Origin of the sequence: Pseudomonas sp. OV546, from assembly GCF_900116845.1 — a bacterium.
Taxonomy (GTDB): domain Bacteria; phylum Pseudomonadota; class Gammaproteobacteria; order Pseudomonadales; family Pseudomonadaceae; genus Aquipseudomonas; species Aquipseudomonas petroselini.
Genome location: NZ_FPCE01000016.1, coordinates 144,008 through 164,393, shown reverse-complemented (window position 1 = coordinate 164,393; position 20,386 = coordinate 144,008). Strand labels below are relative to the sequence as shown.

18 protein-coding genes and 1 pseudogene are annotated in these 20,386 nt (G+C 62.5%); 5 read left to right on the top strand and 14 right to left on the bottom strand.

Annotated elements, in window-relative coordinates:
* The first annotated feature begins 795 nt into the window (after positions 1 to 795).
* Positions 796 to 1,608, top strand: coding sequence for an alpha/beta fold hydrolase (locus BM403_RS27790; RefSeq protein ID WP_093546170.1), 813 nt, complete (start codon positions 796 to 798; stop codon positions 1,606 to 1,608).
* A 36-nt stretch (positions 1,609 to 1,644) separates the two neighbouring features.
* On the opposite strand, the gene BM403_RS32685 is transcribed toward BM403_RS27790, so the two are convergent.
* The 4 genes and pseudogenes from BM403_RS32685 to BM403_RS27775 all read right to left on the bottom strand — a co-directional run bounded on the left by BM403_RS32685 (position 1,645) and on the right by BM403_RS27775 (position 6,104).
* Complete coding sequence (locus tag BM403_RS32685) at positions 1,645 to 2,349, bottom strand: methyl-accepting chemotaxis protein (protein WP_370636885.1); 705 nt, start codon at positions 2,347 to 2,349, stop codon at positions 1,645 to 1,647.
* 201 nt (positions 2,350 to 2,550) lie between these two features.
* Positions 2,551 to 2,703 (bottom strand): annotated as a pseudogene (locus BM403_RS32680) (HAMP domain-containing protein); the annotation flags it as partial.
* Positions 2,704 to 3,726: 1,023 nt separating this feature from the next.
* Positions 3,727 to 5,139 (bottom strand): aminotransferase-like domain-containing protein, encoded by a 1,413-nt coding sequence (locus tag BM403_RS27780; RefSeq protein WP_046033834.1) that lies wholly within the window; start codon positions 5,137 to 5,139, stop codon positions 3,727 to 3,729.
* Positions 5,140 to 5,342: 203 nt separating this feature from the next.
* Positions 5,343 to 6,104, bottom strand: coding sequence for an SDR family oxidoreductase (locus BM403_RS27775; protein WP_012723120.1), 762 nt, complete (start codon positions 6,102 to 6,104; stop codon positions 5,343 to 5,345).
* Between the two features lie 229 nt (positions 6,105 to 6,333).
* Here BM403_RS27775 and BM403_RS27770 point away from each other — a divergent pair, with 229 nt between their 5' ends.
* Positions 6,334 to 7,341 carry an NADP-dependent oxidoreductase gene (locus BM403_RS27770; RefSeq protein WP_093546168.1) on the top strand — a complete coding sequence of 336 codons (1,008 nt, stop codon included), beginning with the start codon at positions 6,334 to 6,336 and terminating at the stop codon, positions 7,339 to 7,341.
* A gap of 67 nt (positions 7,342 to 7,408) precedes the next feature.
* Here the strand turns inward: BM403_RS27770 and pyrF are convergent, their stop codons facing one another.
* Positions 7,409 to 8,107 carry an orotidine-5'-phosphate decarboxylase gene (gene pyrF / locus BM403_RS27765; RefSeq protein WP_093546165.1) on the bottom strand — a complete coding sequence of 233 codons (699 nt, stop codon included), beginning with the start codon at positions 8,105 to 8,107 and terminating at the stop codon, positions 7,409 to 7,411.
* 261 nt (positions 8,108 to 8,368) lie between these two features.
* Here pyrF and BM403_RS27760 point away from each other — a divergent pair, with 261 nt between their 5' ends.
* Positions 8,369 to 9,133, top strand: a complete 765-nt coding sequence (locus tag BM403_RS27760; RefSeq protein WP_043206166.1) for a response regulator — start codon at positions 8,369 to 8,371, stop codon at positions 9,131 to 9,133.
* On the top strand, positions 9,133 to 10,170 hold the full coding sequence (locus BM403_RS27755; RefSeq protein WP_046033839.1) for a sensor histidine kinase: 1,038 nt from the start codon (positions 9,133 to 9,135) through the stop codon (positions 10,168 to 10,170). The genes BM403_RS27760 and BM403_RS27755 overlap by 1 nt, the downstream gene beginning before the upstream one ends.
* 54 nt (positions 10,171 to 10,224) lie before the next feature.
* Here BM403_RS27755 and BM403_RS27750 read toward each other — a convergent pair whose 3' ends face one another.
* The 9 genes from BM403_RS27750 to BM403_RS27710 form a co-directional block, all read right to left on the bottom strand.
* Entirely contained in the window at positions 10,225 to 11,286 is a 1,062-nt protein-coding gene (locus BM403_RS27750; RefSeq protein ID WP_012723115.1) for an AI-2E family transporter, read from the bottom strand.
* Positions 11,287 to 11,358: 72 nt separating this feature from the next.
* Complete coding sequence (locus BM403_RS27745) at positions 11,359 to 12,177, bottom strand: DUF4892 domain-containing protein (protein WP_012723114.1); 819 nt, start codon at positions 12,175 to 12,177, stop codon at positions 11,359 to 11,361.
* A 102-nt stretch (positions 12,178 to 12,279) separates the two neighbouring features.
* Positions 12,280 to 13,134 carry an alpha/beta hydrolase gene (locus BM403_RS27740; protein ID WP_012723113.1) on the bottom strand — a complete coding sequence of 285 codons (855 nt, stop codon included), beginning with the start codon at positions 13,132 to 13,134 and terminating at the stop codon, positions 12,280 to 12,282.
* The gene (locus BM403_RS27735; protein WP_012723112.1) at positions 13,131 to 13,934 is read right to left on the bottom strand and encodes an alpha/beta fold hydrolase; all 804 of its coding nucleotides are present in this window, start codon (positions 13,932 to 13,934) and stop codon (positions 13,131 to 13,133) included. Before BM403_RS27735 ends, BM403_RS27740 begins: the two co-directional genes overlap by 4 nt.
* Positions 13,935 to 14,031: 97 nt before the next feature.
* Positions 14,032 to 14,475 (bottom strand): hotdog fold thioesterase, encoded by a 444-nt coding sequence (locus BM403_RS27730; RefSeq protein ID WP_012723111.1) that lies wholly within the window; start codon positions 14,473 to 14,475, stop codon positions 14,032 to 14,034.
* Positions 14,476 to 14,505: 30 nt separating this feature from the next.
* Positions 14,506 to 16,155: an AMP-binding protein gene (locus BM403_RS27725; protein ID WP_093546162.1), complete on the bottom strand. Its 1,650-nt coding sequence runs from the start codon at positions 16,153 to 16,155 to the stop codon at positions 14,506 to 14,508.
* Positions 16,156 to 16,240: 85 nt separating this feature from the next.
* Entirely contained in the window at positions 16,241 to 16,690 is a 450-nt protein-coding gene (sixA, locus tag BM403_RS27720; RefSeq protein ID WP_046033841.1) for a phosphohistidine phosphatase SixA, read from the bottom strand.
* A complete protein-coding gene (locus BM403_RS27715) occupies positions 16,687 to 17,034 on the bottom strand; it encodes a DUF4389 domain-containing protein (protein ID WP_012723108.1) in 348 nt (115 codons plus the stop codon). Before BM403_RS27715 ends, sixA begins: the two co-directional genes overlap by 4 nt.
* A 10-nt stretch (positions 17,035 to 17,044) precedes the next feature.
* The gene (locus tag BM403_RS27710) at positions 17,045 to 18,070 is read right to left on the bottom strand and encodes an NAD(P)H-dependent glycerol-3-phosphate dehydrogenase (protein ID WP_012723107.1); all 1,026 of its coding nucleotides are present in this window, start codon (positions 18,068 to 18,070) and stop codon (positions 17,045 to 17,047) included.
* A gap of 195 nt (positions 18,071 to 18,265) precedes the next feature.
* Here BM403_RS27710 and BM403_RS27705 point away from each other — a divergent pair, with 195 nt between their 5' ends.
* Positions 18,266 to 20,386: a TonB-dependent receptor plug domain-containing protein gene (locus BM403_RS27705; protein ID WP_371914033.1), complete on the top strand. Its 2,121-nt coding sequence runs from the start codon at positions 18,266 to 18,268 to the stop codon at positions 20,384 to 20,386.

Below are 20,386 nucleotides of genomic sequence, written 5' to 3'. Positions count from 1 at the left end.
GCGCTGAATCAGTCACCTGATGAATCGACTGACACACCGCTATCGGGGGCAAGCCCCCTCCCACATTTGGATCGCGGTCTAACCGTTAGATGGCGCTCGGCTGTCAGGCCGCCGGCGGGAGCAAGCTCCCTCGCCACAGGTCCTGCGCCATACCCAGAATTGTGTAGATACCGATGCACCGATGGCGCTGAATCAGTCACCTGATGAATCGACTGACAGACCGCTATCGGGGGCAAGCCCCCTCCCACATTTGGATCGCGGCCTAACAGTTAGATGGTGGTCGGCTGTCAGGCAGCCGGCGGGAGCAAGCTCCCTCGCCACAGGTCCAGCGCCATAGCCAGAATTGTGTAGATACCGAGGCCCCGATGGCGCTGAATCAGTCACCTGATGAATCGACTGGCACACCGCTATCGGGGGCAAGCCCCCTCCCACATTTGGATCGCGGTCTAACCGTTAGATGGCGGTGGGCTGTCAGGCAGCCAGCGGGAGCAAGCTCCCTCGCCACAGGTCCAGCGCCATAGCCAGAATTGTGTAGATACCGACGCCTCGATGGCGCTGAATCAGTCACCTGATGAATCGACTGACACACCGCTATCGGGGGCAAGCCCCCTCCCACATTTGGATCGCGGTCTAACCGTTAGATAGCGGTCGTCGGTAAGGCCGCCAGCGGGAGCAAGCTCCCTCGCCGCCCATCTGGCGAACACAGTTCACCACATGCCATCACTTTGCACCTATCCCCCCGCCCCCGACTAGCGTAAAAAAGTGCCCCTCACTCCATGAAGTCAGAGGCCTGCTATGCCTGTCGCCGTCATTGATGGACAACCGCTGCACTACGTCGACCAGGGTTCCGGCCCGGTCGTCCTATTGGGCTCAAGTTACCTGTGGGACCGCGACATGTGGGCGCCGCAGATCGAAGCCCTTTCGCAACAGTACCGTGTGATCGTGCCCGAGCTATGGGGGCATGGCGAATCAGGCCCGTTGCCGACGCAAACTCACTCCCTCGATGACCTTGCGCGCCAGACCCTGGCCCTGCTGGACCATCTGGACATCGCACAGATCAACCTGGTGGGGCTCTCGGTCGGCGGCATGTGGGGCGCACGCCTGGCACTGCTGGCACCCGAGCGGATCAACAGCCTGGTGCTGATGGACACATACCTGGGCGCCGAGCCCGAGGCCACGCGCCAGTACTATTTCTCACTGTTCAAGATGATTGAAGATGCCGGCGCCATCCCTGAGCCTTTATTGGACGTGATCGCACCGATCTTCTTCCGCCCGAACATCGACCGCGAATCCGCGCTGTACCAGGACTTCCGCAAACAATTGCAGGGCTACTCCAAAGAGCGCCTGCTGGAGAGCATCGTGCCCCTGGGCCGCTTGATCTTCAGCCGCGAGGCTGTGCTGGAGCAGTTGCCACGCCTGGACGCCGACACCACACTGGTGATGTGCGGCGAACAGGACAAACCGCGCCCACCCGCCGAGTCCGAGGAAATGGCCGAACTGATTGGTTGCAGCCTGATCCTGATCCCGCAAGCCGGGCATATCAGCGCCAGGGAAAACCCGGACTTCGTCAACGAAGCCCTGCTGACCTTTCTCGCCAACCACGCCTGACCACCCTCCCCTGTGATCGCTGCGCAGGCGCGGTGATCACAGGCGGAAGTGCCCCACCATCCCCTTGAGCTCGGCCCCCAACTGCGCCAGTTGAATACTCGACGCGGCGTTGCCCTGCATGCTCAGCGCCGACTGATCGGCACTGGCGCGGATACTGGTGACACTGCGGTTGATCTCTTCGGCCACCGAGCTTTGCTGCTCGGCCGCCGCCGCAATCTGCTGGTTCATCTGCTGGATCAACGACACCGCCACCGCGATGCTGCCCAGGGCACTTTCGGTTTCCAGCGCATCACTCACCGCCAGTTTCACCAGCTCACCGCTTTGCTGGATCTGCTGCACCGATGACTGTGCCGCGCTGCGCAAGGTGCTGACCAGCCGCTCGATCTCTTCGGTGGATTGCTGGGTGCGCTTGGCCAAGGCCCGCACCTCATCGGCCACCACCGCAAAACCGCGCCCCTGCTCGCCGGCACGCGCGGCTTCGATAGCGGCGTTGAGGGCCAGCAGGTTGGTCTGTTCGGCCACGCTTTTGATCACACTCAACACGGTGCCGATATGCTGGATCTCGGTGCTCAGGCTCTCGATGCTCGCGCTGGCGCGTGTGCTGGAGGTGGCCAGCAACTCGATGCGCTGCAAACTCTGGCGCACCACCTGTTGGCCACTGTCGACTTTGTCGTCCGCCGTCTGTGCGGCCTGCGCAGCCTCCTCGGCGTTGCGCGCCACATCGTGCACGGTGGCGGTCATCTGGTTCATCGCCGTGGCGACCTGCTCGGTTTCTTCTTTCTGGCTGCTGACTTCGACGTTGGTCTGCTCTGTCACACTGGACAAGGAATGCGCCGAGCTGGCCAGTTGCTCGATACCGGCTTGCAGGCCGCTGACCATCTGGCTCAGGCCGTTGCCCATCTGTTGCATTGCCTGCATCAACTGGCCGATTTCATCGCGGCGGCTGACCTCCATGCGCCCGCTCAAGTCACCGGCGGCAATCTGCTGGGCCACGGCGATCACACTGCGCAGCGGCGCGACGATCAACCGGGTAATCACCCACGCTGCAATCAACCCCACCAGCAAGGCCAGGGCCGAAGAGCCGATGATCAGCATCGCGCTTTTCTTCAACTGCGCCTGCATCGACAGGTCTTCGGCGGCATAGGCCTGGTTGACCCGGCCGACCACTTGCTCCGCCCGATCATGCAATTGCGTGTAGACCACCTTCTCCTGCGCCAGCAGGCCGGTGTACTCACCGAGCTTCTCGCTGAACGCGGCGATATGCCCAGCCACTTCGTTAAGCACAGTCTGGTAGCCGGGGTCCTTGACCGAGGTCTTCAGTTGCTCAACCTGAGCCAGCGCCTGGTCAGCCTGCTCAATCTTGCCTTGCTCGGCGTCGTCCTGGTCCGCCTTGCGGCTCTGGTCCAGGCGTACGTGAGCTTCGTTCATGGCTTGCAGCATCAGCCGCGACACCTGGCTGACCTGCCCCGCCTGCTCGATAAACTCGGCACCTTCCTTGCCCTGGCTTTCCTTAAGGCCATAAGCGCCGTCGTCTGCCAGCCCGGCCTGCAATACGTCGAGGTTATTGGCCACGCTGGACACCGACCAACTGGCCATTTCCAACGCAAGGTCCTTGGTCTGGGTCAATTCGACAAACTCATCGAACGCCTTGCGGTAAGCGGCCAGGGCCTGTTCGACCTCGGCCATGACCGGCACGTTGGCGGCCGATTCGGCTTTGAGGCTGGCGGCGAGGGCCGCCAAGGCATCGACACTTTCATGCAGCGCGTCGACGTCCTTGGGGTCGGCATGCAACGCATAGTTCTGCTCGATCAGGCGCACCTTGAGCAAGCCGCTGTTGAGCGACGACATGACCTTGAGGCCTTCGAAACGCTGGCCAACGGTTTGCAAGGACCACACGCCGATCGCCGCGACCAAGGCCGTCAACAGCAGCACGAGGGTGAAGCCCAAGCCCAGTTTTTTTGCCATACCGAGGTTGGCGAATTGTCGTTGCACGGCCGAAATCATTGCACTTGAATCCTCTTGCAATGGCAATTGCCATCGAGCCCGGTTTACATCGGCGAGATTGGCAACCACAAGGCCCTGAGCACAAGTCGTTGGCGCCACAATAATGGCAAAAAGCTACAGGTTCGTCGTTTTCAGAATGCTTGAGGTCGATCTGGCGGGTCCCATGGCGCGGAACAATGCCAAAGCCCGTTGATCAGCAGCATAGGCCACATTGATGCGTAGCCACTCACTGGGTTCGCTGGTCGGGCTGAACAACGCCCCCGGCGATAACAAAACCCCGAGACGCCGGGCACACGCCTGCAGCCGTGAGTGATCCGCCTGCCCCGGTCGCGCCCACAAGAACATACCGCCGGCGGGAGTGGCAAACACCTCCCACTCCTCGTCTTCCAGCACTTGCAAGGTCGCCGCCATTTCCATACTCAAGCGCTTGCGCAAGCGTTGCACCCACTTACGATAGGTGCCATTAGCCAGCAGCGTGGCCACCACCGCCTCAGCAAACCGCGAGGTGCCGAAGCCGGTCAACGTCTTGAGGCTCGTCAATTGAGTGATGATCGCCGTGCTGGCACTGAGATAGCCCACGCGCAAGGCGCTGCTCAGGGTCTTGGAAAAGCTCGCGACGTAGATCACCCGGTCATCATGGGGCATTGCCGACAGCCGCGTGCAGCTGGCGTGTTGCAGGTCGCCGAACACGTCCTCTTCGATAATCAGGAAGTTCTCGCGGTGCGCCAGCGCCAATAAACGCTCCGCCACCTCGCGACACAGGCTGGAGCCGGTCGGGTTGTGATACAGGCTGTTGATAAACAGGCATTTGGGCCGATGCCGCTGCAGCAGGGTTTCCAGTGCAGGAATGTCCGGGCCACCCCGCGTGCGCGGCACTTCCAGCAACTGCACTCCGTGGAATGACAATTGCCGATAGAGGTTGCCGTACCCCGGCGTTTCGACCACCACGCAATCACCGGCCTTGAGCAGTGTGCGTATCAGCAAGTCCTGGGCATGGCTGGCGCCTGCGGTGGTGAGGATACGGTCAACGCTGCTGGCAATATGCGCCTGGGCCAGGCGCTTGAGCAGTTGCTCACGCAACGCCGGCAGACCCAATGGGGGGCTGTAGTTGAACAGCCCGGCGGTGTCGGTACGGGTGACTTCACGAATCGCGTAACTGATGTCATCGCTTTCGCGCCAGGCATCCGGCAACCAGCCGCAACCCAGCTTGAGCTCGCCCAATGGGTTATCGGCGAAAGCCCCCCATTCCCGCTCAGCACCTTCGTACCACTGGCCTTCGTGCGCCTGCGGCGGCTGGGCCACCCTGAAACCTGCCCCCTGCTTGGACACCAGCAAGCCCTGGGCGACCATCCGCTCGAACGCCTCAATGACGCTGGACTGGCTGAGCAGGTTATCAAGGGCCACCTGGCGGATGGACGGTAAGCGTGTGCCAGGGCTCGCCCCACTCGTGCGAATCCATTGCGCCACTGCGCTGATGATCTGCTGCACCACCGGTACAAGGGCTTGTCGATCGATCCCTAAATCCATACGCCACTCACTTCAACTGTCTGTTATTCAACCCGGAACAGTTAAGCACAGAAGCCCTTGTCGACCCGTCGCCAAGTTTTATTAAAGTATTGATTCTATTGGATTATTTACCTAATGATACACATTCTGACAGGGCACACTGCCAGCTATGGAAAAGCCCCACAGCCCCCCAAACGTTTTCGAATGGAGAGCGAGGTGAGGTCCTAGATCGCCGTCGCGCCACCGTCCACCGCCAACGCTTGGCCAGTGGTAAATGCCGCACCGTCGCTGCACAGATACAGCACCGCACTGGCGATTTCCTCGACCTTGCCAATGCGCCCGACCGGGTGCATGGCGGCGGCGAATTCGGCTTTGCGTGGGTCGGCTTCATAGGCACGCCGGAACATATCGGTATCGATCACCGCCGGGCACACCGCGTTGACGCGGATTTTCTTCTTCGCATACTCAATGGCCGCCGATTTCGTCAGGCCGATCACCGCATGTTTGGACGCGGCATAAATGCTCATCTTCGGCGCAGCGCCCAGCCCCGCGACCGACGCGGTGTTGACAATCGCGCCGCCGCCCTGGGCCAGCAAGAGCGGCAATTGGTGCTTCATGCACAACCACACGCCTTTGACGTTGACGCCCATGATCGCGTCGAACTCATCCAGGCTGCCGTCAGCCAGCTTACCCTTCTCGATCTCGATCCCGGCATTATTGAAGGCATAGTCCAGGCGGCCATAGGCGGCGAGGGTCTGGGCCATCAATTGCTGCACCTCCCCCTCCAGCGTGACGTTGCAGCGCACAAACAGCGCTTCGCCGCCGGCCTGGTGAATCAAGGCAACGGTGCCCTCGCCGCCCGCCGCATCCAGGTCGGCGACCACGACCTTCAAGCCTTCGGCGGCGAACGCCAACGCGGTAGCGCGGCCGATACCGGCGGCGGCACCCGTTACCAGAGCGACCTGGCCGGAAAACGTCATGCTCATAAGAAGATGTCCTGTTGGGGGAATAGCAGTGGGTCGAGTCTAGCCAACGCCGCGCCGGGCGCGTCAGCACTATTAAAAGGCCGGTTGGCGCTGCATGAATCGCAGTGATAAGAGGCACCACCCGACTATCAGCACTGTCTATCGAACGGCATTCGCGCCCTCGGTGAACCTTGCCCTCTACCCGTTCAAGGTCTATCACTTCAGGTTCATTTCCAGAAGAGTCGCTGCCATGACCGCCCAGACCAACCGCCAATTCCTGCTCGCCAAGCGCCCGGTCGGCGCGGCCACCCGGGAGACGTTCACCTACCAGGAAGTACCGGTGGGTACCCCCCAGGACGGCCAAGTGCTGGTGCGCAATGAATACCTGTCCCTCGACCCGGCCATGCGGGGCTGGATGAATGAAGGCAAGTCGTATATTCCGCCGGTCGGCATCGGTGAAGTGATGCGTGCGCTGGGCGTGGGCAAGGTGATTGCCTCGAACAACCCGAAATTCGCGGTCGGCGACTACGTCAACGGCGCCTTGGGCGTGCAGGATTACTTCCTCGGCGAGCCACGCGGCTTCTATAAGGTGGACCCGACACTCGCGCCCCTGCCCCGTTATCTGTCTGCCCTGGGCATGACCGGCATGACCGCTTACTTCGCACTGCTGGACACCGGCGCGCCCAAGGCCGGTGAAACCGTAGTGATTTCCGGCGCAGCCGGCGCCGTGGGCAGCATTGCCGGCCAGATCGCCAAGATCAAAGGCTGCCGCGTGGTGGGCATTGCCGGCGGCGCCGACAAGTGCAAGTTCCTGGTGGACGAACTGGGCTTCGACGCCGCCATCGACTACAAAAGCGAAAACGTGCCCGCCGCACTCAAACGCGAGTGCCCCAAAGGGGTGGACGTGTATTTCGATAACGTCGGTGGCGATATCCTCGACGCGGTGCTCAGCCGCCTGGCGTTGAAGGCCCGCGTGGTGATTTGCGGTGCCATCAGCCAATACAACAATAAGGAAGCCGTGAAGGGCCCGGCCAACTACTTGTCACTGCTGGTCAATCGCGCACGCATGGAAGGTTTTGTGGTGATGGATCACGCCGCAAATTTCGCCGCCGCCGGCCAGGAAATGGCCGCCTGGATGGCGCAGGGCAAGCTCAAGAGCAAGGAGGACATCGTGGAGGGACTGGAAACGTTCCCGGAGACGCTGATGAAGTTGTTCAACGGCGAGAACTTCGGAAAGCTGGTGCTCAAGGTCAGCTGACAAGCGATAGATCTAGAGGGTGGATATCTGAATGTGGGAGGGGCTTGCCCCCTCCCACCTTTGACAATCAGGCGATTTCGGCGACCACGTCAGCCAACGCCTTGGCCGGATCCGCCGCCTGGCTGATCGGACGCCCAATCACCAGGTAATCCGAACCAGCGTCCAGCGCCTGACGCGGGGTCAAGATACGGCGCTGATCATCCTGGACGCTCCCCGCCGGACGAATCCCCGGAGTCACCAGTTGCAGCGATGGATGCGCAGTTTTCAACGCCTGGGCTTCCAGCGCCGAACACACCAAGCCATCAAGGCCGGCTTTCTGCGCCAGGGCGGCCAAACGCAGCACCTGCTCCTGAGGCTCGATATCCAGGCCGATACCGGCCAGATCCTCGCGCTCCATGCTGGTCAGCACGGTCACACCGATCAGCAAAGGTTTAGGGCCGCTGCGCTGTTCCAGCACTTCACGGCAGGCCGTCATCATGCGCAGGCCACCGGAGCAGTGCACGTTGACCATCCACACGCCCATTTCGGCGGCGGCCTTGACCGCCATGGCGGTGGTATTCGGGATGTCGTGGAATTTCAGGTCGAGGAACACCTCGAAACCTTTGTCACGCAGGGTGCCGACGATTTCCGCGGCGCAACTGGTGAACAGTTCCTTGCCGACCTTGACCCGACACAGTTTCGGGTCCAACTGGTCAGCCAGCTTCAGTGCGGCGTCACGGGTGGGGTAATCCAGGGCGACGATGATAGGCGTCTGGCAGACGGACATTGGAATGGGCTCTCAGGCAAGTCGAAATCGGCGCGGATTGTAGCGCACGCAGCGCCGTTGCGGGATCCGATGATCGGTAAATACTGCCCAACCGCCCTTGAGCGAGCATTTTTTGGGCAATTGTTTCAAAACAGATACATTCACGACATGCCCCCAACACGCCCCACCGCTAGCCTCGCTCGCACGACCCACCGACCAGCACTTCCAGCCATGTGGCTGGGCGCCTATGCTGACCGCAACAACCAGGCAGATGATCACACTATGCAGACCCCTTCCGCCCCTGTGAACGACGAGCAAAAAGGCGCGGTGATCGCCGATGACAAGCGCTGGAACACCCGTGCGCTGATTGTTGACGACGATGTGCCGATCCGCGAGCTGCTGATCGACTACCTGGCGCGCTTCGGTATTCTCGCCACCGGCGTGACCGACGGCACGACCATGCGCCAGGCCATGCAAGCCGAAACCTTTGACGTGGTGGTGCTCGACCTGATGCTGCCTGGCGAGGACGGCCTGTCGCTGTGCCGCTGGCTGCGCTCGGAGTCGGATATCCCGATCCTGATGCTCACCGCCCGCTGCGAACCCACCGACCGCATCATCGGCCTGGAGCTGGGCGCCGACGACTACATGTCCAAGCCGTTCGAACCCCGTGAGCTGGTGGCGCGTATCCAGACCATCTTGCGCCGGGTGCGCGATGACCGCACCGAACAGCGTGCCAATATCCGCTTCGACAACTGGCGCCTCAACAGCGTATTGCGCCAGCTGGTGGCGGATGATGGCCTGGTAGTGCCGCTGTCCAACGCCGAATTCCGCCTGCTGTGGGTGTTTATCGAGCGCCCGCGCCGGGTACTCAGCCGCGAGCAATTGCTGGATGCCGCCCGTGGTCGCTCGATCGAAGCCTTTGACCGCAGCATCGACCTGCTGGTCTCGCGCCTGCGGCAAAAACTCGGCGATGATCCCAAGGCGCCGCAACTGATCAAGACCGTGCGGGGCGAAGGCTACCTGTTCGATGCGCGGGATATCGGTTGATGCGTGCCCCCTTCAACACGCTGTTCGGTCGGCTGTTCGGCGTGTTGCTGGTGGCGATCGTGCTGGCCCATGCGCTGGCGTTCTTCTGGTTCCACCATTACGGCCAACCGCCCCCCCCACCGCCTGAACAGTTTATCGAGCAGCCGGACGGCAGGCTGGTGCCGCTGCGCAAGGAGCACCATCGCCCCTGGTTTGGCGGCCCGGTGGTGCCCCTGACGTTTCAATTCGTCTCGCTGATTATCGCCGCCTGGTACGGTGCCAAACTGTTGAGCCGACCGATCCAGCGCCTCAGCGACGCCGCCGAGCGCTTGAGCCTGGACCTCGACAGCCCGCCCCTCGACGAATCGGGACCGCGGGAGGCTCAGCAAGCGGCGTCGACCTTCAACCTGATGCAACGGCGTATCCGCGAACAGGTCAGCCAGCGTGCGCGCATGCTCGGTGCCGTGTCCCATGACCTGCGCACGCCGCTGTCACGCCTCAAGCTGCGCCTGGAACAGATCGAAGACACCAAGCTGCAGGGCCAGATGCGCCAGGACTTGGACGACATGATCGGCATGCTCGACGCCACCCTGAGCTACCTGCACGAACAACGCACCAGCGAAACCCGGCATTGGCTGGATGTGCAGGCGTTGGTGGAGTCGATGAGCGAGAACGCCCAGGACCAAGGCTGCGATGTGCAATTCGCCGGCAGCTGCGTGCCCTTGCAGGTGCAGCCGATGGCCCTGCGTTCCTGCCTCAACAACCTGATCGACAATGCCTTGCGTTATGCCGGTACTGCGCGCATCGAACTGCAAGACAGCCGTGAAGCCTTGGTCATTCGCGTTATCGACCACGGGCCGGGAATTGCGGCAGACAAACGCGAGGCGGTGTTCGAGCCGTTCTATCGGCTGGAAGGCTCACGCAATCGCAATTCCGGCGGGGTCGGCCTGGGCATGACGATTTCCAAGGAGGCGGCGGAACGCCTCGGCGGTCGACTGGAGCTTGAGGAAACCCCAGGCGGTGGGTTGACTGCAGTGATGTGGTTACCGAGGACCTGAGATCCAACCCCTCACCACAGACAGCCCACACCCCCATGAGCCCTCACACCACCGTTACAGCGGCTTGTCTTCACGACGCCCCTGGGCCTGGGTCGCGCTCCAATCCATCAACAAGCTGTAGGCCACCGCCAGCAAGGTCGGGCCGATGAACAGGCCGATAAAACCAAAGGCAATCAAGCCGCCGAACACCCCGAGCAGCACGATCACCAGCGGCAGGTTGCCGCCACGGCTGATCAGGTAGGGTTTGAGCACGTTGTCCACGCCGCTGATGATGAAGGTGCCCCACACGCCAAGGAACACCGCGTAGGTGTAGTCGCCCTTCCAGGCCAGCCAGGCGGTGGCCGGGATCCACACCAGCGGCGGGCCCATGGGGATCAGGCTGAGCAGGAAGGTGACGATACCCAGCACCAACGCACCTGGGACGCCGGCGATCAGGAAACCAATCAGCGCCAGCACGGCCTGGGCGGCGGCGGTGCCGATCACGCCGTTGACCACCCGTTGGACCGTCCCCGCCACCAGTTCGATGTAGTAGCCGGCGCGGTCGCCGATCAAGCGCTCCAGCAAGCGATGGACGAACATGGCCAGGCGCGGCCCGTCCCGATAGAAAAAGAACACGAAGACCAGGCTCAGGGTGAGTTCCAGGATGCCACCACCGATCTGTGCACTGCGCGCCAGCAGCCAATTGCCGACCTGCCCCAGGTACGGCTTGATGCTGACCATCAAGGCCGCGCCCTGCTGGTCGATGCTGTCCCACATTGCCACCAGCCGTTCGCCGACAAACGGGATCGAGCCGAGCCAGGTCGGTGCCGCCGGCAGGCCATCGACCTGGATATCCTTGATCAATGCCGTGGCATCGCGCACATGGTCCGCGAGGTTAAAACCCAGCCACACCAGCGGCAATGCCACCAGCAACATCCAGCACAACGTGAGGATACCGGCGGCCAGGGATTCACGCCCACCCAGCCAGCGGGTGAGCAGGACCATCAACGGCCAACTGGCAAACGCCAGCACCGCGCCCCAGAACAGCGCCGACCAGAACGGCGCCATCACCCAGAAGCTGGCACCGAACAGCACCAGCAGCAGGATTTGCACCAGCAGGCGATCGTTATTGAGCATGGAGTATCTCTAGAGGAAGGCTGTAGGAAGAGAGCTTAGGCGAACGGCGCGGGTCCGTTCGCCTTGTAACGGTCAGCGTATCAGATGCAGGTGCAGGCCTTTGGTTTCAGCAGTACCGGTTTCCATGCGCGCGGCGCGCACGCCTTTGTCGACCAGGGCCTGGCGCCAGGCTTCGGCATTCGGGCCGGTCAGGCTGACGCGCAAGGTGGCGTCAAGGTTCAACCCACGGGAAATCAGGGTCAGCCAGGTGTCGTCAGGGTCGCCGCCGAGCGCTGGAAAATCCAACTCGCCGGTGCTTTTCAACTCGCGCAGCAGGGTCGCCGAGGTGGGCAACAGGTTGCCCAGCGGCGCGTTGGCGTCCAGTTGTTCCACATGCAGATAGGCGCGGCGATTGCCACGGGTGATGCCGTACAGCGCCACCAGGGAGTTGTCCTGCGGGGCGGCCAGGCGCAGCAGCAGGTATTCCTGTTGGCCATCGGCACCGACCAGCTTGGCGTTGCCGAATACTTCATTGGCCCACAGGCTGCTTTCGCCGCAATCGCGGGCCTGGCACCAGAACAACAGCTGCGCGCCCTTCGCCTGCAACGCTTCACGCGTAGCGGTAAACGCGGCACTGGAGGTGTGCTCGGCAGGCAGTTCATAGGTAATCGCCGTGGCGTGCCCACGGGCGGTGGCCTGCCCTTCGTAACGCAGTTGGCCGCTGATCTTGCGGATCGCGCCCATCGGGTAGATGCGTTCCTTCTCTTCGGCGGGGCGGTAGTCGACGATCTGTGAGTCGACCTGACGTGACACTGCCGGTAAATCCTGGCTTCCTGGCACATCGGCGGCGAATACCAGGGGACTGAAACAGCACAGCCCGAGGGCACGGATAGATCCTTTACGTAGGCTCATCGGATCAATGAGCCCTGGCCATCGGAGCGCACAGCGGTGTTGAGATGGTTCATGGTTGACTCCCTTTCAATCCGCCCAGCCTCGGCAGTTGACCGCGCCAAGTCAAGGCGTGGTGAAGAACCGATTGAAACAGTCTGCAACAAGGACCGCGCCGGGCTCATCATTCAGGTGTAAATGATGGCCACCCGGCAGCGTGGTGACCGTAAAGGGTAGTTGAGAAAGCAATTCTGAATGTTTCGCCAGCATGCCGTCGGCAGCCACCACCAACTGCGTAGGGCAACTGACGCGCCGTACGAAAGCCATGGCTTGTTCGTCGGTCAGGCGCATCGGCGAAGCGAGGGTCAAGCGACTGTCGGTACGCCAGGTGTAGCCGCCCGGCACCGGCATCAAACCGCGCTGGGCCAGCAGTTGCGCGGCTTCGCGACTGACCGCCACCACGCCTTTCATGCGCGCCTCGACCGCTCGGTCCAGGGTGTTATAGACCGGCTTGCGCTTGTCCTGCAGGTTCAATTGCGCCTGCAAGGCCATGCCCAGCCGCTCGGCGGCGTTCTCACCGCTGGCGGTCGGCGGGATCACCCCGTCGATCAATCCCAGGTGCGTCACGCGCTCCGGCAACGCACCCGCCAGCACCAGGGACACGATGGCGCCGAGGGAGTGGCCAAGTAATGCAAAACGTTTCCAACCCAACTGCTCGGCGACTTGCAGCACGTCATACACGTAATCCCACAAGGCATAACCGGCGCCGCTAGGACGATGCGCCGAATGCCCGTGCCCGGCCATGTCCAGGGCAACGATGCGCAGGCCCTGAAGTTTGGGCGCCAGTCGCGCAAAACTGTTGGCGTTGTCCAGCCAGCCATGCAGGGCGATCACCGGCAAACCGTCCTCGGGGCCGAACAGATGGGCCGCCAGTTCGATATGCGGCAGGCTCAGGCGCACCTCTTCAACCGGTGTGCTCATGCGCAACTCTGCTCGCGGGCTTCCCAGCGGGAGAACAGCTGCTTGATCAAGGCCGCGGTGTCCTGGGGGCGTTCAAGGGGGAACATATGGCCGCCGGGCATGGTGAGCATTTCACCCATGGGCAGGCGCCCGACACCGCTGGCGTGGTGACGCATCACCACCCGGCTCTGCCGGCCGCGCACGACGGCCAGCGGCACTTTCAATTGGCGCACCTGGCCGGGGCTGGTATGGGGCACGCCACGGTAGATGCTGATTTCGGTGGCCGGGTCGAAGCGCAGGCGCAGGCGATCGCCCACCTGATGCAGGCCATGTTGCAGGTAAGCGTCGAAGCATTCCGGGTCAAAGCCACGGAACAGGGTCTTGCCGGCGAAATAGCTGCGTGCGGCGTCCAGGTCGCTGAACTCTTCGCGCCGCCCCAGGGTACGCCCGGCCGGGGTCAGGCGGTCGATAAACCCGAAGCGCTTGGCCGCGCGGATCACCCAGCGGTCGGCACGGGTCAGCACCGGCGAATCCAGCATCACCACGCCGCGATACAGCTGCGGGCAACGCATGGCCGCGTGCAAGTGCAAGACGCCCCCGAGGGAATGGCCCACGCCCCACACCGGTGCCGGTTGCTGCTCCAGATGATGGATCAGTTCGTCCACCAGGTTCTGCCAGTTATCGTCCACCGGAAACCTGGGGTCGTGACCGTGTTGCGGCAGGTGAGCCACTGCGTATTCCGGCGCCAGGGCGGCAAACAACTTGCCGTAGGTGGCCGAAGGGAAACCATTGGCGTGGGCAAAAAACACATGCTGCGACATACCGGATCCATCTACTAAAACAGAGATTGATTGTCACCATGCCCGACGTACACAGCAATGACTGTAACTGCCAGGAATGATGACACTCACGCCACGCCTATCGCGCCGGTGGGGTCTCGCCCAGCGGCACCACGGCCATGGTCAGGCGCGACACGCAGCTGGTTTTGCCATCATCACTGGTCAAGCGGATGTCCCAGACCTGGGTGGTGCGGCCAATGTGGATCGCCTTGGCCACCGCCGTTACGCGCCCGCTGCGCACACCGCGCAGGTGGTTGGCGTTGACCTCCAGCCCCACGCAATAGAACTTGCTGGCGTCGATGCACAGGTAGGCCGCCATGGAGCCGACGCTCTCGGCCAACACCACCGACGCGCCGCCGTGCAGCAGGCCGTAGGGCTGGTGGGTGCGATGATCGACCACCATGCTGGCGGTCAGGGAGTCGTCGTCGAAGCTTTCAAAGCGGATATCCAACAGTTCACCGATGGTGTTTTTCTGGGCCGCATTGAGTTGGTCGATATTCGGTTGGGTACGCCAGAGGCTCATGCCGTTATCCTTGTTGGTTTTATGATGACCCTAATCCTGCCACAGAACGGTTTCGGAACGCTCGCTCCATGCCTGGAATTGTGCACCGTAAGTCAATTCGATCACGTTGCGCTTGATCTTCAAGGTCGGGGTCAGGAAGCCGTTCTCCACCGCCCAGTTGTCTTTCACCACCACCAGTTGGCGCAGGCGTTCATGCTTATCCAGCGCCTGGTTGACCTGTGCCAGCCAACGCTCAAGGCTGCTGCGCAGTGCGTGCGGGTCCTCGCTCACCGCCGATAACACGCACAACCCTATCGGCGCGGGCAGCCCATCCCCCACTACGCACACCTGCTCGATACGCGCATGTTCAGCCAAGCGGTTTTCAATCGGCGCCGGCGCCACGTATTTGCCTTTGCTGGTCTTGAAGATTTCCTTGAGCCGCCCGGTCAGGCGCAGGCGGCCATCGGCATCCTGTTCGCCCTTGTCGCCGGTGCGCAGGAAACCATCGGCGGTAATCGTCTCGGCGGTTTTCTGCGGGTCTTTGTAGTAACCGAGCATAGTCGCACCGCTGCGCACCTGGACTTCGCCTTCGGGGTCGATACGTACTTCCACGCCGGGGCACGGCAGGCCGATCCAGCCGAGGGTCTGCTGGCCGGGGCGGCACACGTGGGAGTAGCCGCAACTTTCGGTCATGCCGTACACCTCCAGCACATCCAAGCCCAGGCGTTGATACCAGCGCAGCAGCGCCTCGGGCACCGGCGCCGCACCCGACAGGGCAATGCGCAACGCGTCCAGGCCCAGGCCGGCGAGCACCTTGTGGCCCACCCGCTTGCCGATGAAAGGCAGGCGCAGCAGGGTGTCCAGGCGCTTCTCGGGGATTTTGGCGTAGACGCCCATCTGGAATTTGGTCCAGATACGCGGCACACCAAACAGGGCGGTCGGACGCGCCCTACGCAGATCGGTCAGAAACGTGTCCAGGCTTTCGGCGAAAAACACCGTTTGCCCGGTGTAGATCGCCGCCATTTCTACAAACATGCGCTCCGCCACATGACACAGCGGCAAGTACGACAGTAGCCGGTCGCCCTCCCCCAACCCGAACAGCTCGGTGCCACGGGTGGCGGCAAACCCCAGCGCGCCGAAGCTGTGCATCACGCCCTTGGGCAGGCCGGTCGTGCCGGAGGTGTAGATGATGGTGGCCAGGTCCGTAGCGGCCAGCAGCGGCTCGTCCTGGATCGGCGAACAGGCTTGCAGGTCAGCCCAGCTGAAATCGAACGTGCCGGTCGGGCACAGCGGCAAGCTGATGGTCGGGACATTGGACGGCACGCCAGGCGCCATCGCGGGCCAGTCGTCGAGTTTGCCGATAAACACCAGCGCCGCCTCGGAATGGGTCAGCACATGGGCAACGGAGTCGGCGGTGAGGTTAGGGTACAGCGGCACTGAGACGTGCCCGGCCATCCAGATGGCCAGGTCGGCGATGATCCAGTGGGCACAGTTTTTCGAGATCAGGGCAATGTGCGAGCCCTGGGGCAACTCGCGGGCCCGTAGCCAGTGCGCGGCGCAACGGGCCTGGTGGCCGACCTCACCCCAGGTGAGGGGCTGCACCTCGCCGCCGCCAGAGGGCTGGACCAGGAAGGTTTGGCGCGGATGACGCGCTTCACGTTCGAAGAAGACCTGCAACGGCAAACGAAAAGCGACGGGCATGGGACGCGCTCCTTTGTGGTCCGACAATAGCCAACCAAGCACTTGCTTGGTTGACTATATAGCACACACAAAGCCGCGATCCAGCCTAAGGGTTTTTTACGCTCACCAGGCTCATCAGCCCCGCCAGCGGGAAATCCCCCTCCAGTTCCGCCAGGCTGGCGGTGTGCATCGGCTGTGGCTGACGCTGATGGCCATGCTGCAAAAAGCTGATCAGGTTGCCCACCAGCGGCTGGTGGCTGACCAGCAGCACGTTGTCATCGGTGTCGAGCTTGTCCAGCACCTGCAGCGGGTTGCCCTCGGGGGTGAGCCACGGCACCGTGCGAACCTCCGGTTCGAACCCCAGCACCTCGCGCACCAGTTGCGCGGTCTGCTGCGCCCGCACATAGGGGCTGGCGATGATCGCGCTGAGGGGCTGGCCCATCAGCTGCGCAGCACTGCGCAATACTTCGGCGCGGCCATGCTCGGTGAGGTTGCGCTCGGCATCGGTGCGCGCATGCCCTTCGGCCTCACCGTGGCGCAGTATCCACACCTTCATAGCTTCGGCTCTTCGTCACGGACCGGGTGCGGCGCCGGCGGCACGCTGTGGGCAGCTTCGCCCTCCGGCGCGCGCGGGGTCGGCCAGTCGGCGAACGGCCACGGTTTCTGTTCGGAGTGGAAGCTGCCGAAACGGCCGATCTGTGCGAGGAACTGGCTGAGGCTGTCGCCGAAGTTCATCAGCCCCAGGTTCGGTGCGCCATAGATCAATCTGTAAACCAACTGCACCACCACCAGCGCGCCGAGCAGGAACTGCGCCACCTGCCACACTAGGGCAAACACCAGCATCCAAAGGATGCGCAGGGCAATGGACTCGTACTTGGGGGCTGCTTTCGGATCGTTCATGACGCGTTCCTCAGTTGAAACCACTGGTGGAAATAAAGTCGACATCGGTTTTCGGCTCGGCGCGCATCAGCAGCTCGATGACTTGGTTCAAGGTGCGCCCTTCAAACAGGATCGCGTGCAACCCGGCGACCAGCGGCATGTACACCCCGACTTCCTGGGCCTTGGCCTTGAGCACCTTGAGGGTGTTGACGCCTTCGGCCACTTCGCCCAGGCGCGTGACCGCGTCTTCCAGGCTCAGGCCCTGGCCGAGGGCAAAGCCGACCTGATAGTTGCGGCTTTTCGGCGAGGAGCAGGTGACGATCAAGTCGCCCACGCCCGCCAGACCCAGGAAGGTCATCGGGTTGGCGCCCTGGTTCACCGCAAAGCGGGTCATCTCCGCCAAGGCGCGGGTGATCAGCATGCTTTTGGTGTTTTCGCCCATGCCCAGCGCCACGGCCATGCCGGCAATGATCGCGTAGACGTTTTTCAGCGCACCGCCCAACTCGACGCCAAAGCGGTCGCTGCTGGCGTAGACGCGGAAGGTACGGCCATGCAGCACGGCCTGGACGCGCTCGCACAGCTCTTCGTCTTCACTGGCGACCACCGTGGCGGTCAGCGCGTGCTCGGCGACTTCGCGTGCCAGGTTGGGCCCGGACAGCACGCCAATGCGCGCCTGGGGCGCGATCTCTTCGAGGATTTCGCTCATCAGTTTGAAGGTCTGCGCCTCGATGCCCTTGGTCAGGCTGACCAGCAGCTTGCCCGCCAGGCGTTCGGCGTGGGGCGCCAGCACCGAGCGCAACGCGCTGGACGGCAGCGCGACGAAGCACAGATCACAGGCCGTAAGGGTTTCCAGCAGGTCGGTAACAGGCTCGACTGCCGGATGAATCTTGATGCCTTTGAGGTAACGCGGATTTTCCCGGTGCACCCGAATGGCCTCGGCCTGCTCGGGATCGCGCATCCATTGGCGCACAGCGTGACCGTTCTCGGCCAGCAGGTTAGCCACGGCGGTACCAAAACTTCCGCCTCCCAGGACCGCGATAGGGCGCTGTTCAGTCATATGCAATCCGTTAATCCATACCAGTGGCGATGGCGGCATTATACGGGCCGACCCGCTTGCGGCCAGCCCCCCTAGCAATTCGTGCGTTTGTCGGAAAACGCCACGCTTACATGAAGTAATTGCAAGTCGGGCGACTGGCAAAAGGCCCCACCTCAGTTAACATGGGCGGCTATCCGTAATTATCAAGGCTGCGCCGTGTATTTGGGCCCTCCTCCTCGTTCATCCCTATGGTTGATGTTGTTGTGCAGCGCACCGGTGCTGGCCGACGACCTGTTCCTCGACAGCCAACCGCTGCCGCAAGTGCTGACCGCCACGCGCCTCAAGCAATCGGCCGCCGCCGTGCCCGGCAGCATGACCGTGATCGACAGCGAGCTGATCAAGGCCAGCGGTGCGCGGGACATCAGTGAGTTGCTGCGCCTGGTACCGGGGATGATGGTCGGCTACACCACCGGCAACCAGGCGGCGGTGAACTACCACGGCACCAGTGCCAGCGACGCGCGGCGCATGCAGGTGTTGATCGACGGCCGCTCGGTGTACCGCGCAGGCCTGGCCACTGTGGACTGGAGTGACATTCCGGTGGCCATGGAAGATATCGAGCGCATCGAAGTCTTCCGCGGCCCCAACACCGTCAGCTACGGCGCCAATGCCTTGATGGCGGTGGTGAACATTCTTACGCGCTCACCGGCCAACAGCCACGGTACGCGGGTCAAGGTGGTGCGTGGCGAACGCGGCATCAATGATTTCTATGCCAGCCAGGGCGTGGGCTGGGAAACCGGCGACTTGCGCCTGTCCCTCTCCGGGCAACAGGACGACGGCTTCGACAGCGATGCCGCGGGCGCCGACCGCCGTGACGGCCGCCGCCTCAACCGCTTCAGCCTGGCGGTCAGCCAGATGCTGAACACCCAACAAAGCCTCGACTGGCAACTGGATGCGAAGGAAAGCACCAACCAGCGTCCTTATACCTACAGTCCGGTATTTGCCGGGATTACCGAAGGCGGCAACAATTCCGACGTCACGGCCAAGGACTACGCCGGCTCCCTGCGTTGGAATGTCGACTTCAACCCTGACCACAGCCTGTATATCCAGGGCTCGGCCCAGCAATGGGACCGCCGGCAAATCTGGAAGGCCTGTGATGCCAAGGTCTCGTTCAGCCCTGAGCTGACCCAGTTGTGGCAGTTGAACCCCAACTACGCCGAACTGCTCGCCCGGCATATGGACACCTACAGCCAGGGCAGCGCGCCACCGGGCAGCGCCGCCGAGCAGGCCCTGGCCAACCAGGTACTGAACCAATGGCGCAACGGCGCCAACCAGAGCGTGTGCGGTGACATCGACCAGAGCACCCGCGAAAGCCGCTACGACCTGGAGATTCAAGACACCCTCAGCCTGTCCGACAGCCTGCGTCTGGTCAGCGGCATGAACTACCGCTATGACCGCGCCGACTCCGACACCTATTTCAATGGCACCCTGGACGACACCACCTGGCGTTTGTTCGGCCAGATGGAATGGCGCGCCAGCGAACACTGGCTGCTGCAAGGCGGCGCGATGTATGAGGACACCCACCTGAGCGGCAACTCGCTGACACCGCGAGTGGCGGTCAACTACCTGATCAACCCGCGCCACGGCCTGCGCGCGGTGTATTCCGAGGCCATCCGCTCGCCGGACATGTTTGAGAACAACGTCAACTGGAGCTACCGCGTCACCAACCTCAGCTCACCCGCCTATGGGCAGACCACCGGGCAATACTTCGTAAAGACCCGTGGCCCGGGCAACCTCGATAAAGAGCTGATGAAGTCACGGGAACTGGGGTACAACGGTTTCTTTGCCGACATCGGGCTGAACATGGACGTGAAACTGTTCTACGACGAAATCACCGACATGATCAGTTCGCCGCTGCGCAATAACCAGTACATCGCCAGCAACGCCAACAGCTCGCGGTTTACCGGCGCCGAATCGCAGTTCGACTGGCGCGTCAGCAATGCCGACCGCCTGCGGCTCACCTATGCTTATGTCGACGCCACTACCAGTAACCCTTTGGACAAAGCGCAAACCGCTCGTAACAGTGGTTCCGCCGGCTGGTTGCGCGAATGGGGCCAGGGCTGGTCCAGTGCGCTGTTCTACTACGGCGATGACGCACTCAACCAATATCGCTTCGAACGGGTCGACCTGCGGGTGGCCAAGCGCATTGCCCTGGGCAAAGCCAACGTGGAGCTGGCCGGCATGTTGCAACAACGCCTCGATAACCAGCCCACTACGTGGGCCGATAACAATTATGACCATCGCCATGTGCTCTACTTCAGCGCGGAGTTAGAGTTCTGA

Excerpts from the sequence above, each read along its gene's own strand:
- BM403_RS27790 (WP_093546170.1), top strand. The coding sequence starts at position 796 with ATGCCTGTCGCCGTCATTGATGGACAACCGCTGCACTACGTCGACCAG.
- BM403_RS32685 (WP_370636885.1), bottom strand. The coding sequence starts at position 2,349 with ATGACCGCCACCGTGCACGATGTGGCGCGCAACGCCGAGGAGGCTGCG.
- BM403_RS27780 (WP_046033834.1), bottom strand. The coding sequence starts at position 5,139 with ATGGATTTAGGGATCGATCGACAAGCCCTTGTACCGGTGGTGCAGCAG.
- BM403_RS27775 (WP_012723120.1), bottom strand. The coding sequence starts at position 6,104 with ATGAGCATGACGTTTTCCGGCCAGGTCGCTCTGGTAACGGGTGCCGCC.
- BM403_RS27770 (WP_093546168.1), top strand. The coding sequence starts at position 6,334 with ATGACCGCCCAGACCAACCGCCAATTCCTGCTCGCCAAGCGCCCGGTC.
- pyrF (WP_093546165.1), bottom strand. The coding sequence starts at position 8,107 with ATGTCCGTCTGCCAGACGCCTATCATCGTCGCCCTGGATTACCCCACC.
- BM403_RS27760 (WP_043206166.1), top strand. The coding sequence starts at position 8,369 with ATGCAGACCCCTTCCGCCCCTGTGAACGACGAGCAAAAAGGCGCGGTG.
- BM403_RS27755 (WP_046033839.1), top strand. The coding sequence starts at position 9,133 with ATGCGTGCCCCCTTCAACACGCTGTTCGGTCGGCTGTTCGGCGTGTTG.
- BM403_RS27750 (WP_012723115.1), bottom strand. The coding sequence starts at position 11,286 with ATGCTCAATAACGATCGCCTGCTGGTGCAAATCCTGCTGCTGGTGCTG.
- BM403_RS27745 (WP_012723114.1), bottom strand. The coding sequence starts at position 12,177 with ATGAGCCTACGTAAAGGATCTATCCGTGCCCTCGGGCTGTGCTGTTTC.
- BM403_RS27740 (WP_012723113.1), bottom strand. The coding sequence starts at position 13,134 with ATGAGCACACCGGTTGAAGAGGTGCGCCTGAGCCTGCCGCATATCGAA.
- BM403_RS27735 (WP_012723112.1), bottom strand. The coding sequence starts at position 13,934 with ATGTCGCAGCATGTGTTTTTTGCCCACGCCAATGGTTTCCCTTCGGCC.
- BM403_RS27730 (WP_012723111.1), bottom strand. The coding sequence starts at position 14,475 with ATGAGCCTCTGGCGTACCCAACCGAATATCGACCAACTCAATGCGGCC.
- BM403_RS27725 (WP_093546162.1), bottom strand. The coding sequence starts at position 16,155 with ATGCCCGTCGCTTTTCGTTTGCCGTTGCAGGTCTTCTTCGAACGTGAA.
- sixA (WP_046033841.1), bottom strand. The coding sequence starts at position 16,690 with ATGAAGGTGTGGATACTGCGCCACGGTGAGGCCGAAGGGCATGCGCGC.
- BM403_RS27715 (WP_012723108.1), bottom strand. The coding sequence starts at position 17,034 with ATGAACGATCCGAAAGCAGCCCCCAAGTACGAGTCCATTGCCCTGCGC.
- BM403_RS27710 (WP_012723107.1), bottom strand. The coding sequence starts at position 18,070 with ATGACTGAACAGCGCCCTATCGCGGTCCTGGGAGGCGGAAGTTTTGGT.